Raw genomic sequence first — 15671 nt, forward strand, 5'->3', positions numbered from 1 at the left:
ATAGAGAGAGCCGAAGGGCTCCGGCTCCTTCGGCTCTGCCATGACAATCCACCTGTGCCTGCACTACTTCCTCACAGGAATCGAGAAGTTCGCTTCGGGAATCCAACGGTGGCGGTAGAAGTCGCGTCCCTTGATGGTCACGCGGTCCTTGTACACTTCGACGTACAGGCCTTCGCTCTCCTCCGGGGCGGTCAGCATCTCGCCTCCGCTGCCGTTGTCGGTCCAAGGCTGTACGACCGAGGAAGAGTTCACCATCGTGAAGCCCTCCTGCACGAGTGTGCCGGGGAGCTTCAGCTCCCAGTGGCTGTGGCCGGAGAAAAAGACGACCTGCGGATAGTCGGAGAGGATCGCCTTAAGTTCTTCGTGCTGCACAACGGCCCGATTATTCACGCAGCAGAAGTGCGTGCCGGCGACGGTGTAAGGCAGCGGCTGATGCAGGAAGACGAAGATCGGCTTATCGGACGAGGCCCCCTTGCGCAGCGTCTTCTTGAGCCAGTCGAGCTGTGCGCTGGAGAGGTAGGCGTCTTCGAGGTTGGCCGGGTCGGATTGGCGGTATTGTTCGGAGCCGAGGAAAATAAAGTGATAACCTTTGACCATTTGGTCATAATACACTTTGTTCTTCCGCTCGGTCAAATCCAGGAAGCGGGCGATAGAAGCCGCCTCCGTTTCGCCGTTCGGGAACGCGGCCGGATTCCAGTAGCCGTCTGTATTGAACCACGCTTTATAGAACTCGTGATTGCCAATCGTATAGAAGACGCTCCGCGGATGGGGCAGTTGGCCCATCAGATCCTGAAGCTTGGTGTAATCAGCCGGCATGCCGTTCGTCAGATCGCCGTTAATGACGAGCGCATCGGACGACGGGTTCACCGCATGCAGATCCCGCAGCGCCTGGGTGAATTTCTGGTGCGACTCGGCGTGCCAGGATTGGATATGAATATCGCTGATAACCGGGAACGTGAGCTTCGGCCTCTCGCCCGACGCACCGGTACCGTCAGGTGAGGTTCCGTTCTTCTTGCCGGAGGGCGCTGCCGCCGGCTCTTTGCCGCCGGAGGGGTTGTTCTTAGGCAGGCGGGAAGCATCACGGGAGGGTTCTGCGGCGCCGGGGTTCTCGAGAGCTTTGCTGCCGCCGGCAGGGCCGGAGTTCGGCTGGGAAGCCAGCGGAGCAGCGGAGGCTGAGGCGAGGACACCGCCCAGCAGGACGGCGGTCATTGCGGCGGACAGGAACATTTTGCGCACGATGGGTCTCACTCCTTGGATTCTTCTAGTCCTTCTGTGAACTTAGGGTTCCAGCTCTACCTTAACGGTTCATTGTCATAAGAAGGTTAAGGCGGGGAGAAGGTTTTGTGAAGGAACGGCGGGTGTCCATATGCGCTTAACGCAAGCCGACAGGGTGCGACAGCCCATCTGCCGGACAGGACTGGCTGAATGTTCTTCTGAACCGCGGCGAGTGTTCATGGGGAAGAAAGGTGCCATAAGGTCAGGCAGTGCTTTCCAACCGGATGCGATGTGTCGCTATCCGAAGGCTTCGGCCTGCAAATTGCCGCCAGGGATGCCCTGCAGACTGCAGAATGAAGCCAGGTGATCTTAGGAAGAGCCAGATTGACCCTTGACTAAACGGGGGATAGGGCATATAATTAGCAAAAAGTACAACAGTACTAACGGCTATGAAGAGGACGAAGTGATAAGGGCTCTTATGCTCAGAGAGCAATTGGAGATGCTGAAACCAATGCCATAACCCCTAATCTACGAGCTCACCTCGGAGCTGTTTTCCTGAAAAGTACTCGTTTTTTTAAAGGCGGGCTTTACCGCTGGAAAGCGATGTAGTTATTAGGGAGAATCGGAAGGGCACACGTTACCGTGCCGAAGGTTCCTTGAAGCGTTCTTTGCGCTGCTGCTTCTATCGTGCTAGCCGATAGCTGACGCCCTGCCATGAACGGTCTTTGAGACCTGCTAAGGTTATTTGCCGAAAGGCATTTAACAAACTTTGGGTGGTACCACGGAAGATCAACCCCTTTCGTCCCTTCAAATGCACAGGCTGCATTTGGGACGAAAGGGGTTTTTTGATGCCTATTTGTCGGACTGTCGGATTATCGAGAGGAGGCCATAAGATGATCGTTCAAACAACACAGAAGTCAAAGGAGCAGCTGCGCGAAGAGCTGCTGAAACCAGATGTCATTACCGGATCCGAAGCGCTCCTGAGGAGCCTGCTGCTGGAGGACGTGGACTGCGTCTTCGGCTATCCGGGCGGTGCGGTATTATATATTTACGATGCGATGCACGGCAATCCGGATTTCAACCACCTGCTGACAAGACATGAGCAGGGTGCGATTCACGCGGCGGACGGCTATGCCCGTTCCACCGGGAAGGTAGGTGTCTGTATCGCCACCTCCGGACCGGGTGCGACGAACCTGGTCACGGGGATTGCGACAGCGTACATGGATTCGGTTCCGCTTGTCGTTATTACGGGCAACGTGGCGACAAGCGTGATCGGAACGGACGCTTTCCAGGAAGCGGACATTACGGGCATCACGATGCCGATCACGAAGCACAGCTACCTGGTCCGCGATGTAAGGGACCTGCCGCGCATCATCAAGGAGGCGTTCCATATCGCCTCGACAGGACGCAAAGGGCCGGTGCTTATCGATATTCCGAAGGACGTATCTAACGACACTTCCCCGTTCTACTATCCGGAGAAGGTCGAGATCCGCGGCTACAACCCGACGGTGCAGCCGAACCGCCTTCAGGTGGACCGGATGCTCGAGGCCATCGCGGAAGCGGAGCGCCCAGTCATCCTGGCCGGCGGCGGTGTCGTCTACTCCGGCGCGGCGGAAGAGCTGATCAAGTTCGTGGAAGCCACGCGGATTCCGGTCACGACGACGCTGCTCGGACTCGGCGGCTTCCCGAGTGCGCATGAGCTGTGGCTCGGCATGCCGGGGATGCACGGGACGCATACAGCGAACCATGCGCTGCAGAACTGCGACCTGCTCATCGGTATCGGGGCCCGGTTCGACGACCGGGTGACGATGAAGGTGAACGGTTTTGCCCCGAAAGCCAAGAAGATCGTGCACATCGACGTGGATCCGGCGGAGATCGGCAAGATCGTCGAGACGGCGATCCCTGTAGTCGGGGACGTCAAGGCGGTTCTTGAGCTGGCCAATCAGAAAGTAAAGGCCGGCGACACCTCCGCGTGGGTCGATTGGGTGAAGGAGAACAAAGCCAAGTACCCTCTGCGCTACAAGGACTCTGATACGGAGCTGAAGCCGCAGTACGTTATCGAGATGCTGCATGAGACGACGAATGGCGAGGCGATCGTCACGACGGACGTAGGCCAGCATCAGATGTGGTCGGCACAATACTACAAGTTCAACAAGCCGCGCTCCTGGATCACCTCCGGCGGCCTCGGCACGATGGGCTTCGGCTTCCCTTCGGCGATCGGCGCGCAGGTGGCCAACCCGGACCGTCTCGTCATCTCGATCAACGGTGACGGCGGCATGCAGATGTGCTCCCAGGAGCTCGCGATCTGCGCCATCAACAAGATTCCGGTGAAGATCGTCGTTATCAACAACCAGGTGCTCGGTATGGTCCGCCAGTGGCAGGAGATCATCTACGACAACCGCTACAGCCACATCGACCTCGCGGGCTCCCCGGACTTCGTCAAGCTGGCTGAGGCCTACGGCGTGAAGGGTCTGCGCGCAACGAACAAAGAGGAAGCACGCACCGCATGGAAGGAAGCGCTGGATACCCCAGGTCCGGTACTCGTCGAATTCGTCGTCCGCAAGCACGAGAATGTGTTCCCGATGGTTACACAGGGCTCGACGATAGACCAAATGATAATGGGGGATTCGGAATGAGTTACAAACACACCATATCCGTACTAGTGAACAACCAGCCCGGTGTGCTGCAGCGTGTGTCCGGCTTGTTCGGCCGCCGGGGCTTCAATATCGAGAGCATCACGGTCGGGGAGTCCGAGGAGAAAGGGCTCTCCCGGATGGTCATCGTCACCACAGGGGACGATAAGACGCTCGAGCAGGTATCGAAGCAGCTCTACAAGCTCATCGATGTCATCAAGGTCGTCGACCTCAGCGCCAACCCGATGGTCGGCCGCGAGCTCGCTCTGATCAAGGTGAACGCCGAGCCGAGCGCCCGTCCGGAGATCCTCGGCGTGGTCGAGACGTTCCGCGCCGCGGTGGTCGACATCGGCCCAAGCTCGCTGATCGTGCAGGTGGTCGGCGACTCCGAGAAGATCGACGCGATGACCGAGCTGCTCAAGCCTTATGGCATCAAAGAATTGTCCCGCACCGGCGTTACCGCGATGATCCGGGGCAAATAAATCGGTCCCGGCAAACGCCGGGCTGGATGAAATGATAGCGAAGCACCCAGCAGCACCCCAATCTATGATCGATCCCGTGTGAGCGGGGGCCCAAGCGGATGGCCCGCAGGCGGCTCTGAAGCAAGAGGCCAGGGCAGTCCCTTTGGGCACCCGCTCACAGGGTTTAACTAAAAGGAGGAGCAATTATCCCATGGCAGTTACTATGTACTATGAAAAAGACGCAGACCTGAACGTTCTGAAGGGCAAAACCATTGCAATCATCGGTTACGGAAGCCAAGGCCACGCTCAAGCGCAAAACCTTCGTGACAGCGGCCTGAAAGTAGTCATCGGCCTTCGCCAGGGACGTTCTTTCGACCAGGCGAAAAACGACGGTTTCGACGTATACTCCGTTGCGGAAGCTACGAAGATTGCCGACGTGGTTCAAATCCTGATGCCGGATGAAACGCAAGCGAGCGTATACCGCAACGAGATCGAGCCGAACCTGAAGCAGGGCGCAACGATCATGTTCTCCCACGGTTTCAACGTTCACTTCGGCCAAATCAAGCCGTCCCCGGACAAGGATGTACTCCTCGTCGCTCCGAAGTCCCCGGGCCACATGGTTCGCCGCGTATACGTGGAAGGCTTCGGCGTTCCTGGTCTGATCGCCATCCAGCAGAACGCAACAGGCCAAGCTCAAGCTATCGGTCTGGCGTATGCCAAAGGGATCGGCTGCACCCGTGCAGGCGTTATCGAAACCTCCTTCCGTGAAGAAACCGAAACCGACCTGTTCGGTGAGCAGGCCGTACTGTGCGGCGGCGCATCCGAGCTCGTCAAAGCCGGCTTCGAAACGCTCGTGGAAGCGGGCTACGCTCCGGAGATGGCTTACTTCGAGTGTCTGCATGAGCTCAAGCTGATCGTCGACCTGATGTATGAAGGCGGTCTGGCTTCGATGAGAAGCTCGATCTCCAACACAGCCGAGTACGGTGACTATGTAACCGGTCCTCGCATCATCACAAGCGAAACCAAAGCCGAAATGAAGCGCGTTCTGTCCGACATCCAGCAGGGCAAGTTCGCCCGCGACTTCATCCTCGAGAACCAATCCGGCTTCGCCTTCATGACGGCAACCCGCCGCCTGGAGTCCGAGCACGGCATCGAGCAAGTAGGTTCCCAGCTGCGTGAGCTGATGCACTGGATCAAGAAGTAATCAGACGATAGCAGATTCCCCTTTAGGGGATCCAGAAGAAGGTCGGCTTTGGAGCGGGCAGGAAGCGAACGGGCAGCCGGGGCGCTTCCCTCGCCGGGGCCGTACCTTTTTCTGCTTAGTGGAAGGCGAGTCCATACAGCAGGAATCAAACCAATATAAAGCGCAGGTGAAACCTTATGAGGAAAATTTATATTTTTGACACGACGCTGCGTGACGGAGAGCAGTCTCCCGGCGTGAACCTGAACATGCAGGAGAAGGTGGAGATCGCGCTGCAGCTAGAGAAGCTCGGCGTGGACCGGATCGAAGCCGGCTTCCCGGCAGCTTCCCCAGGCGACCTGGCCGGCGTGAACGCTGTAGCGCGGGCGGTCAAGAATGCGACGATCGTCGGACTCTCCCGCTCCCGTACCCAGGATATCGATGCCGTACGGGAGGCGCTCAAGGATGCGCAGGATCCATGCATCCACCTGTTCCTGGCCTCTTCACCGATTCACCGCAAGCACAAGCTGCGGATGGAGAAGCACCAGGTGCTGGAAGCGGCGGAAGCGGCGATCCGTTATGCGAAGCAGTACTTCAGCAAAGTGGAGTTCTCGCCGGAGGATGCGGGCCGGACGGAGCTGGACTTCCTGTGCGAAGTCACGGAGATGGCCATCCGCGCCGGAGCTACGGTCGTCAATATTCCGGATACGGTCGGTTACCTGACGCCTTACGAATACGGCAACATCTTCAAGACCCTCAAGGAAAACGTGAACGGCATTGAAAAAATCCAGCTCAGCGCCCACTGTCACGATGACCTGGGGATGGCTACAGCCAATGCCTTGGCGGCTATTCTTAACGGGGCCGATCAGATCGAGGGCACGATCAACGGGATCGGCGAGCGCGCCGGCAATACGGCGATCGAGGAAGTGGCCCTGGCGCTCGAGACGCGGCAGGACTTCTTCCAGGCGAAGACCGGCCTGACCCTCTCGGAGATCGCCCGCACGAGCCGTCTGGTCAGCAAGCTGACCGGCATGCCGGTGCCCGGCAACAAGGCGATCGTCGGCGCCAACGCCTTCGCTCACGAGTCGGGCATTCACCAGGACGGCATGCTGAAGGAGAAGACGACGTACGAGATCATGTCGCCGGAGACCATCGGCCTCAAGGAAAGCAAGCTGACGCTTGGCAAGCTATCCGGCCGTCACGCATTTCGCGAGAAGCTCGTCGATCTCGGGTATGATCTCGGTGACGAGCAGCTCAACACGGCGTTCGGCAAGTTCAAGGCACTGGCCGACAAGAAGAAGAATGTCACGGACGAGGACATTCTCGCCTTGATCGAAGAGAAGCTGATCGAGACGCCGGAGGTTTATGTGCTGGAGACGATCCAAGTGTCCTACGGCAACCAGTCGACGCCTACGGCGACGGTTCGGCTAAAGCTGCAGGACGGCAGCTATCTGGATGAAGCGGCCGTCGGCAACGGCTCTGTCGATGCGATCTATAAGGCGATCGACAAGGCGACTGGGGAAGAGGTGGAGCTGGGCGACTACTCCATCCAGTCGGTTACTCAGGGCAAGGACGCGCTTGGTGAAGTCCATGTCGTGCTCAGCCAGGGGGACTATTCCGTCCAGGGCCGGGGCGTCAGCACGGACATCCTGGAAGCCAGTGCCCGCGCGTATGTCGATGCACTGAACCGTTTGATCGAGAAGCGCAAGTCACCGGCACGCGGCCGCGACAACGTTACCCTGATTTAACTTTATAACATCCTGTGAGGATGCCCATTGCGGCGCCCTCCGGGTTCCCTGACGGCTTTGGCCGAGAAGGGACCCGGAGGGCTTTTTTTTGTTGGGGGTCAAGCGCCCGGCCCCTCAGAACAACTGCCCGAACAGCCGGGAATCCATCAGATTCGTATCCACGGGGCAGCCCTGCACATCCCGGCTGTACTGCCAAGCCCACACATTCGCACTGCACTGCGGTTTCTTCGGCGCATAGATCGGCGGTGCCTCAGGGCCGGTTGCCGGGCGCTGAGGCTCGGCACTCCAGAGGGCTGTCTCGGATGTGACCCGGTAGTCGCGGCGGACCGCTTCGCAGAAGGCCGCCGAGAAGCCTCCCCGCATGGGGTCGTGGTAGATGCCGGATTTGTAGCCGGTGGTGCGGATCGTATTCACCCAGCCAAGAATCCATAAGGCATCTACTGCAAAGAACCGTTCCACATTCATAAAAAGGAACGTGCCTCGCGGAATTCCAAGCCGCCGGGCATGCTGTGCCGCCAGCTGCGCGGTTTTTTTGCCGTTGTCGTAGCCCGTGGCTTCGCGAAACTCATTATAGATCGGAAGAATCCGAATGTTCTGCCGGTGCAGCAGCGAAATCTCTTGCTTGCTCAGTCCGGTAGCGACGCCTTGGATGGTCGTCAGATATCTCCCCCAGAACCGCGGCTTCCCGAACTGCTCCGTCACACAGCGCAGCAGCTTCTCATCTACCGGTGAAGCTGAATCCACTCCCCATACGTAGGTTGCCATTAGTCCACTCCTCCATTAGGCAGGCTATCACAGCATATTCAGCTGTTGTCATGGCAGTCTCTAGGCAAGCGTCCAAATTCTATTCATAGGTCACAGAGATATAGGCCTATAGACTCATGCATTAGAACTGGAATCGGATGGTTATTGTCGAGAAACATAGTCCTGCTATAACGTTTGGGAGACCTATGAACGATATATATACAGGAAGCATGACAGAGGGCTTGAGTGAGGCTGGCGGAGCCTCCCGGTTCTTCAATAAGTCAAATTAATCCTTGGAGGATGAAGTACATGCAAAGAAGGCGAATGTCGTTTTTTGCCAAGAACTTCTTATTTACTTCGATCAATATTGCATTGGTCGCCGTTATTCTCATCGCATCAAGCTATTTCATTCAAAGAAACGTCCTAGTCAGCCAGCTTCACAACGAGATCGAAGTAGTTACGGGAAGCTGGAATAAGCAGCTGGTTCCTACGGATGTGGAAGCTGCAGTAAAGGAGAAGAGCTACGAAGGCCCGGTTCAAGCTAAGATTCGCGCCACGCTGGATCAGGTAAGCAAGTTCAATCCGAATATTGCCCAAGCGTATATCTTCGGAACCGAACTGCAGGATGGCAACAAAACATCGGTTATCGCTATGCCAAGCCATGTCATGGAAGTGTTCAAGAAAGATAACCTGTTGGTTGGCACCATGTACGAGCAGCCGGCTGAGATTGCGAACACGGTGAAAAAGATGCTGAATTCGGGCAAGCCGGAGTTATCCGATTTTTATAAGGACGATTACGGCACATGGGTCACGATCGTGTACCCGATGAAAGACAGCAGCGGCAAGATCTTTGCTTATTTCGGAGTAGATACGGATGCAAGTATGGTAGAGAAGGGCATGAACTCCCTGATTGTGAACAGCCTTCTGATTCTGGCGGTTTTCATGATCATTACGCTGATCGCCCAGTATCTCATCGCCCGCAAGACCTTGTCTCCGATCAAAGATCTGATCCATGGAATTGACCAAGTCAGTGCAGGTCATCTCGACGTAGAGATCAAAACCGGCGCCGATGATCTTGGAGTCATCAACGAAAAGTTCAACCTTATGGTCAAAAAGATGAACGACACGATGCTGAAGGTGCAGGAGACTTCGTTCCAGGTAGCCGACTCCGCAAAGGCGCTCTACTCGAACTCCGACCGCAGCAGCAAAAGCGCGGAAAGCATTGGCGGCAACATCAAGGAAATTGCCGGAAGCATCAAGGTTCAGGAGCAGTCCAGTATGGAGACGTCCCGTTCGATCACAGAGATGGCGGCTGTCATTCAGATGATCGCTACGAATTCGGCGGATGTGTCTGACGAGGCTTATGCGGTAGAGAAGAAGTCAATTCAAGGGGACGAAGTTGTTCAGACGATGGCGGACCAGATGGTGCTTATCACCGAGACGGTCAAGAGTACATCCGATGCAGTGAATTCACTGGAGAAGCGTTCGCAGGAGATTGGCAGTATCCTCGAGATGATTACCGGTATTGCGAATCAGACGAACCTGCTCGCGCTGAACGCCGCGATTGAAGCGGCCCGTGTAGGCGAGCACGGCAAAGGGTTTGCCGTGGTAGCCGGTGAGGTGCGTAAGCTTGCCGAGCAGTCGCAAACTTCGGCCAACCAGATTTCGGTGCTCATCAAAGAAATCCAGAATGAAATCCGCAGTGCGGCAGTGGCCATGGATCAAGGTACTCAAGTAGTGGAGAAAGGGATGCAGGTTGCGGAAGCGACCGGTCAGCTGTTCACCGAGATCCGCAACGCAACCAAACGTGTTTCCTCTCAGATTCAGGAGGTTTCGGCGGCTGCCCAGGAGATTTCGGCAGGTACCGACCAAATTTCGGCTACAGCCGGTGAACTGACGTCTTCGGTCAGCAAAACGGCAGCGAATGCGGGCCAAATCGCGCAGTCGGTTGACGACCAGAAGAAATACATGGAGTCGATCGTGGAAGCTTCGAACACGCTCTCGGGCATGTCCGAAGAGCTGAAAGAACTGCTCGAGCAGTTCCATGTGAAGAAGAATTAATAAACGTATCGGTCAACAAGAGCCCCTCCTCCGTTTGGGGGAGGGTTTTTATCCACCGAAAAAAGAGACATCTATATTACGGTATCCATCTAATCTCAAGGTTACCCATAGAACTTACTCAAGGGAGACAAGCATCATGATACCCACACCCAATTCAAAGCTGCCCGAAGCAGCGGAACGGGCTCTGCTGCCTTTTCCTACCGATTATTCCCGGCGCACCCGCACCTTCAATTATGGAAGCTTGCATATGGAACTTCCCGGCAGACTGAACGAGCGATTCTTCGCGGAAAGCCCGACCATTCTATTCTACAAGTCGCTTACTGCCTTTGCAGCCTGGTTGTACCGTCTGTCCGGTGAGAAGGATCTGACAATCGGAGTCGATCCCGGAACGGGGGAGACGGCAGAGCTTGCGCTGGAATTGACCCCAGGTCAACATTTCACTTCTCTGGAGCAGGCGGTACGGGGCCATCTTCCTCAAGCGAAGAAGGATGAAGCGGCTGCTTTCGATACCTTATTTCATTGGAATGGAGCGGAGGGGGAGTTCTCCTCGCATACGCTTCGATTCGGGATCATTAGGCGGGAAGACCGCACCCTGCTTCTGGCCGAATTCGATGCCTCGCTCCTTAAGGAAACGACAATCCGGAGGTATGCGGGCTATTACTTGACGCTGCTGGAGGCAGCTATGGATACGCCTGAAGCTCCGTTCGGCGCGGTTCCCATACTTACGGCAGAAGATGCCGAGCTCTACCGGCGGCTGAATGATACAGCGGCCGCTTATCCGAAGGAGATGACGATTCAGGGAATGGTCGAGCGCGCTGCAGCCCGGTTCGGCAGCCGTCCGGCTCTCTCCTCGAGGGATGGCCGCTATACTTACGAGGAACTGAACACCCGCGCGAATCAGGTCGCCCATCTGCTGCTCGCCAAGGGGCTGCAGAAAGGGGACTGCGTAGCGATCTATATGGAGCGCAGCCTGGAGACGGTCGTATCGCTGCTCGGTATTCTGAAGGCGGGCGGCGCCTATGTGCCTGTGGACCCGGAGCATCCGGAAGAGCGGTGCCGCTATATTCTGGAGGATACGGCGGCTCCCCTGATGCTGACGAAGACCGGACTGCTGGCCAAAGCCGAGGCGCTTGCCGCTGTGAACGGCAGCATCCGGGGGGTTGTGGCAGTGGACACGGAAGAGGTGGGACGCTTCGCCGGGACCAATCCGGCTGCCGGCACACAGCCTGACGATCTAGCCTATATTATTTATACGTCAGGATCCACGGGCAAGCCCAAAGGAGCGCTGATCACACACCGCGGCGTAGTCAATCTGGGAACGGCCATCCTCCGCGAATACGGGATTACCGAAGAGGATGTGCTCACGCAGTACGCGACTTACAGCTTCGACGCTTCCGTATGGGATACGATCGGCGCTCTCTTTTCGGGGGCGGAGCTCTATCTTCTCTCTCCGGAGGAGCGGATTTCGGCCGAGGCCTTTGCCGAGGCGGTGGAGCGGACCGGTACCACCATGGTCGCCATACTCCCTACGGTATTCTTCAATCAGCTGGCTGCCCATCTGTCCGAGGAAGGGTTCCGGAAGCTGTCCAGGGTGCGGACGATCATGGTTGGCGGTGAAGCCTTGTATGGCGAACAGGTCCGCGCATTCCAGCACAAATTCGGCACGGGGATCGATGTCGTGAACCTGTACGGGCCGACAGAAACTACGGTGGTGGCCACTTCTTACACCGTGAAAGGCTGGATTAGCGAGAGCATGGCGAACGTGCCGATCGGCCGGCCGCTGCCGAATTACCGGATCTTTCTGGTGAATGAGGAAGAGCAGCTCTGTCCTGTGGGAGTACCCGGAGAAATGTATATCGCTTCGGTCGGCCTGGCCCAAGGCTATCTCAACCAGCCGGAGAAGACGGCGGAGGCCTTCCGCAGCAGCACTGTGGCCGGCGGAGAGCGGGTCTACCGCACCGGCGACATCGCCAAGCTGCTGGCGGACGGCTCGATCGAATATGTGTCCCGGCGCGACAGCCAGATCAAGATCCGCGGTCAGCGGATTGAGATCGGGGAGATTGAGGACAGCTTCGCGCAGATTCCGAATGTGAAGGATGCTGTTGTGGTGCCGAAGAAGGACAGCGACGGACAGAACATGCTTGTCGGGTATTTCACCTCGAAGGATGGGGCTCCGATCACTTCTGCGGAAGTCAAAGGCTTCCTGGCGAAGAAGCTGCCGGGCAGCTATGTGCCGAAGGTGGTATGCCAGTTGGAGGCCATGCCGCTGTCTCCGACAGGCAAGATCGACCGCAAAAAGCTGGTGACTTTCGAACATGCGGAGGCGGGGGAAGCCTGGGAAGTATCGGCGGCACCGGTGACCCCGATGCAGAAGCTGGCAGCGGGCGCCTGGCAGGAGACACTGCATCAAGAGCATGTCGGCCTGCATGACTCGTTCTTTGAGATCGGCGGTGACTCGCTCATGGTTATCCAGGTGCTCGTGCTCTTGAAGCCGCACGTGCCGAACCTCACCATAGGCGACCTGTTCCAATACAAGACGCTGGAAGAGCTTGCGGCGCGGATGGAAGTGCTGTCCGGCGTCTCTGCTGCTGAAGAGCAGACGTCAAAGGTGTGGGAAGTCACGGATCTTGGCGAGCATCCGGCCGCGGCTGCCGTTCCCGCCGATTGGAAGGGAAGCGGTGAGCCGTCGCACATTCTGCTTACCGGCGGCACCGGGTATCTCGGCTCCCACCTGCTGCATGATCTGCTGCAGAACAGCAGCGCGAAGATCTACGCCCTGGTGCGCAGGCCTTCCGCCGGAAGCGCCCGCGAGAAGCTCGAGCAGCTCATGAGCTGGTACTTCGGCGGCAGCGTGGTGCAGGCGATGATGGGCCGTGTGGCCGTCATCGAAGGCGACCTGGAGCAGCCGGGTCTCGGCTTGTCGGCAGAGGACCGGCGGATGCTGGAGGAGCACGTCGATGCGATTATTCACGCCGCGGCTGATGTGCGCCACTTCGGGGACAGCGCCCAGTTCGAGAAGACCAACGTTCTCGGAACGAAGTCACTGCTCCAGCTGGCTGAGTCGAAGAGCGGTGTACGGTTCCATCACGTATCTACCCTCGGGGTGCCGGAGGATCTGTTCCTGAGCGGCCAGTGGGATCAAGTACTGCAGGCGCAGGCATTCTCCCCGGAGCTGCGTCTTGAGAATCTGTACACGAACAGCAAGCTGGAAGCGGAGAAGCTGGTCTTCGAGGCAGCGGAGCGCGGGCTTGCGGTCAACATCTACCGGGCGGGCAATCTGACCTGCCACTCCGTAACAGGCAAATTCCAGAAGAACATCGACAGCAATGCATTCTACCGGATGTTCAAGGCGATGTTCCTGCTCGGCAGGGCACCGCAGGCCAATTGGTACGTAGACTTCACGCCGATCGATTATGCGAGCCGCGCGATCGTTCGTCTTGCGACCCGTACCGATACGGTCGGCCGGACGTTTCATATCTGCAACCCGCAGCAGATCCTTTATTCCGATCTCATCGGGATGATTCGGGACTGCGGCTATGATGTGGAAACCATGGAGTTCCGCCGGTATATGGACTGGCTGTTCGATGCGGCGATTCCGAAGCCGGCCGAAGCGCTGCAGCTGGCCATGGCTCAGCTGGAGGGCGACGGAGCGAAGGACTCGGATGTCCGGTACGGCTGTGCCGAGACGGCGGCCTATCTCCGTGAGGACGGCATTACCTGTCCTCCGGCAGATCAGGAGTTTATCCGGCGGATGCTCGCTTACGCTGCGGGGATCGGGTATTTTCCGGAAGGCGCAGACCGGCTGCAGCAGGCTTAAGGGGCTGAGGCAAGCGGGGCGGCATGATTCCGTTCAAAAGGGCATGCCTCAGGCATGCCCTTTTGAATTATAATATCTACCCTAAGCTGAGGCTGAGCAGGTATGAAATGCTGGGGCGGAAGACCATCCTAGAGATAGGAAGGAGGTGTTTCGTCATGGCACAAGACGTACTCTGTGAAGTGAATTCCTGTAAGTACTGGGCAAATGGCAACAAATGCGCGGCATCCTCGATCTATGTTGTAAGTCATCGCGGCAGACAAGCGAGAGACTCGGAAGAAACGGATTGCAAAACGTTCGAACCGAAGTTGTAGGTTCAAAGGTCGAACGCCCTGGATCAGACGGGAAAAGATATGGTATACAGCGGCAGCCTGCAGGCTGCCGCTTTTTTTGGATGGGGCCCGTGCCTTACCGTTCTTCTTCCTTAGCATAACCAAGAATGATTCTTATTATCAGTATCGGTGACGCAAAAAGTCCGGCGTCTATTGGGAAAGGACGCCGGACCTGGAGAATGGATCAGCGTGCAAGTGCCGCCTGCATCTTTTGCAGTGCGCGGTCGAGGCGGTCGAAGGCCTCAATCATCTGCTCGCTGTCCGTGTGCGTAAAGTTAAGACGCATCGTATTGTGCTGCGGCTGGTCCGCAAAGAAGGCGATGCCCGGTACGAAAGCGACCCCTTCCTCGACGGCATACTTCATGAAAGCCTGGGTATCGACAGCTTCCGGCATCTCCACCCAGACGAACATGCCGCCCTGCGGCTCGAGGAAATGCATCCCTTCCCAATTCTTCTGACGGAGAAGACCGACCATCTGGCGCATCCGCGCTTCGTACTCGGTACGGATCAGATCGATATGGGCATAGAGATCGAAGTTCTCGAGCAGCACATGCAGCGCCTGCTGGTCCATGGTGCTCGAATGCAGGTCGGCCGCCTGTTTGGCCCGGGTCATGTGGGTAATGACCGTTGAGTCGCCCACGACCCAGCCGGTACGCAGCGCGGGAGCGACGATCTTGGAGAACGTGCTTGTATAGACGACAGGCGAGCCGTTCGCCTCACCGGCCAGCGAGAAGATGGACGGGAACGTATCCCCGCCGCCGAAGCGCAGTTCGCCGTACGGGTCATCCTCGAGGATCAGCACCCCATGGCGGGAGCAGATGTCGAGCGTACCTTGGCGCCGTTCCAGACTCCAAGCCTTGCCGGTCGGATTGGCGAAGGTCGGAATGACATAGACCATCTTCGGCGCGTGCTCCAGGATCTTGCTCTCGAGATCCTGCAGGTTCATGCCGTCCGCATCACAATCCACGGAGATGATCCGGGCTTTGCGGGATTGGAACACCTGAATGGCGGCCAGGTAAGTGGGCTTCTCGACGAGGATCACGTCGCCCGGATCGATGTATACGCGTGTAAGCAGGTCAATGGCCTGCTGGGAGCCTGTGGTGAGCAGCATGTTGTCGACGGAGACATGAATGCCCTTGCGTTCCAGGTGCTTCGACAAGCCTTGGCGCAGCGGGGTGAACCCTTCGGTCAGTCCGTACTGCAGTACGCCCTTGCCTTGGTCGAATACCTCCGCGAAGGCTGATTTGACCGCATCGATGGGGAAGAACTGCTCGTTCGGCAGCCCGCCTGCCAGGGAGATGATCGACTTGCCCTGCGTCAGCTTGAGGATTTCGCGCACGGCGGAGGATTTGAAGCTTTCAATGGTATCGGAGAAACGGTATTCCATGGCGTAAGGCTCCTTTATTGTGACTTTCCTTTACGTAAGGGTGAAAGGGTCATTCCAGGGTCATACATCATTTGCTCGCTAAAACTCAAATATGAT

10 protein-coding genes are annotated in these 15671 nt (G+C 57.4%); 7 read left to right on the forward strand and 3 right to left on the reverse strand.

Annotated features, from left to right (window positions below):
- Positions 1-63 precede the first annotated feature (63 nt).
- Positions 64-1236: a metallophosphoesterase family protein gene (locus ACP26L_RS03780; RefSeq protein WP_426451196.1), complete on the reverse strand. Its 1173-nt coding sequence runs from the start codon at positions 1234-1236 to the stop codon at positions 64-66.
- Positions 1237-2108: 872 nt separating this feature from the next.
- Between ACP26L_RS03780 and ilvB the strand changes: the two genes are divergently transcribed.
- The 4 genes from ilvB (at position 2109) to ACP26L_RS03800 (ending at position 7237) form a co-directional block, all read left to right on the forward strand.
- Entirely contained in the window at positions 2109-3851 is a 1743-nt protein-coding gene (ilvB, locus tag ACP26L_RS03785; RefSeq protein WP_426451198.1) for a biosynthetic-type acetolactate synthase large subunit, read from the forward strand.
- Positions 3848-4330 carry an acetolactate synthase small subunit gene (gene ilvN / locus ACP26L_RS03790; RefSeq protein ID WP_014368422.1) on the forward strand — a complete coding sequence of 161 codons (483 nt, stop codon included), beginning with the start codon at positions 3848-3850 and terminating at the stop codon, positions 4328-4330. The genes ilvB and ilvN overlap by 4 nt, the downstream gene beginning before the upstream one ends.
- A gap of 190 nt (positions 4331-4520) precedes the next feature.
- The gene (ilvC, locus tag ACP26L_RS03795) at positions 4521-5513 is read left to right on the forward strand and encodes a ketol-acid reductoisomerase (protein WP_426451201.1); all 993 of its coding nucleotides are present in this window, start codon (positions 4521-4523) and stop codon (positions 5511-5513) included.
- Positions 5514-5689: 176 nt separating this feature from the next.
- Entirely contained in the window at positions 5690-7237 is a 1548-nt protein-coding gene (locus tag ACP26L_RS03800; RefSeq protein WP_426451203.1) for a 2-isopropylmalate synthase, read from the forward strand.
- Between the two features lie 114 nt (positions 7238-7351).
- On the opposite strand, the gene ACP26L_RS03805 is transcribed toward ACP26L_RS03800, so the two are convergent.
- Positions 7352-8002, reverse strand: a complete 651-nt coding sequence (locus tag ACP26L_RS03805) for a glycoside hydrolase domain-containing protein (RefSeq protein WP_426451205.1) — start codon at positions 8000-8002, stop codon at positions 7352-7354.
- A gap of 288 nt (positions 8003-8290) precedes the next feature.
- Between ACP26L_RS03805 and ACP26L_RS03810 the strand changes: the two genes are divergently transcribed.
- The 3 genes from ACP26L_RS03810 (at position 8291) to ACP26L_RS03820 (ending at position 14170) form a co-directional block, all read left to right on the forward strand.
- Positions 8291-10042: a methyl-accepting chemotaxis protein gene (locus ACP26L_RS03810; protein ID WP_426451207.1), complete on the forward strand. Its 1752-nt coding sequence runs from the start codon at positions 8291-8293 to the stop codon at positions 10040-10042.
- Positions 10043-10178: 136 nt separating this feature from the next.
- A complete protein-coding gene (locus ACP26L_RS03815) occupies positions 10179-13859 on the forward strand; it encodes an amino acid adenylation domain-containing protein (RefSeq protein ID WP_426451209.1) in 3681 nt (1226 codons plus the stop codon).
- A gap of 155 nt (positions 13860-14014) precedes the next feature.
- Positions 14015-14170, forward strand: a complete 156-nt coding sequence (locus ACP26L_RS03820; protein WP_426451211.1) for a DUF1540 domain-containing protein — start codon at positions 14015-14017, stop codon at positions 14168-14170.
- 202 nt (positions 14171-14372) lie between these two features.
- Here ACP26L_RS03820 and ACP26L_RS03825 read toward each other — a convergent pair whose 3' ends face one another.
- Positions 14373-15575, reverse strand: a complete 1203-nt coding sequence (locus ACP26L_RS03825) for a PLP-dependent aminotransferase family protein (protein WP_426451213.1) — start codon at positions 15573-15575, stop codon at positions 14373-14375.
- Positions 15576-15671 lie beyond the last annotated feature (96 nt).

The organism is Paenibacillus sp. S-38 (assembly GCF_049942825.1).
GTDB lineage: Bacteria > Bacillota > Bacilli > Paenibacillales > NBRC-103111 > Paenibacillus_G.

Coding starts and splice junctions, on each gene's coding strand:
- ilvB (WP_426451198.1), top strand. CDS start 2,109: ATGATCGTTCAAACAACACAGAAGTCAAAGGAGCAGCTGCGCGAAGAG.
- ilvN (WP_014368422.1), top strand. CDS start 3,848: ATGAGTTACAAACACACCATATCCGTACTAGTGAACAACCAGCCCGGT.
- ilvC (WP_426451201.1), top strand. CDS start 4,521: ATGGCAGTTACTATGTACTATGAAAAAGACGCAGACCTGAACGTTCTG.
- ACP26L_RS03800 (WP_426451203.1), top strand. CDS start 5,690: ATGAGGAAAATTTATATTTTTGACACGACGCTGCGTGACGGAGAGCAG.
- ACP26L_RS03805 (WP_426451205.1), bottom strand. CDS start 8,002: ATGGCAACCTACGTATGGGGAGTGGATTCAGCTTCACCGGTAGATGAG.
- ACP26L_RS03810 (WP_426451207.1), top strand. CDS start 8,291: ATGCAAAGAAGGCGAATGTCGTTTTTTGCCAAGAACTTCTTATTTACT.
- ACP26L_RS03815 (WP_426451209.1), top strand. CDS start 10,179: ATGATACCCACACCCAATTCAAAGCTGCCCGAAGCAGCGGAACGGGCT.
- ACP26L_RS03820 (WP_426451211.1), top strand. CDS start 14,015: ATGGCACAAGACGTACTCTGTGAAGTGAATTCCTGTAAGTACTGGGCA.
- ACP26L_RS03825 (WP_426451213.1), bottom strand. CDS start 15,575: ATGGAATACCGTTTCTCCGATACCATTGAAAGCTTCAAATCCTCCGCC.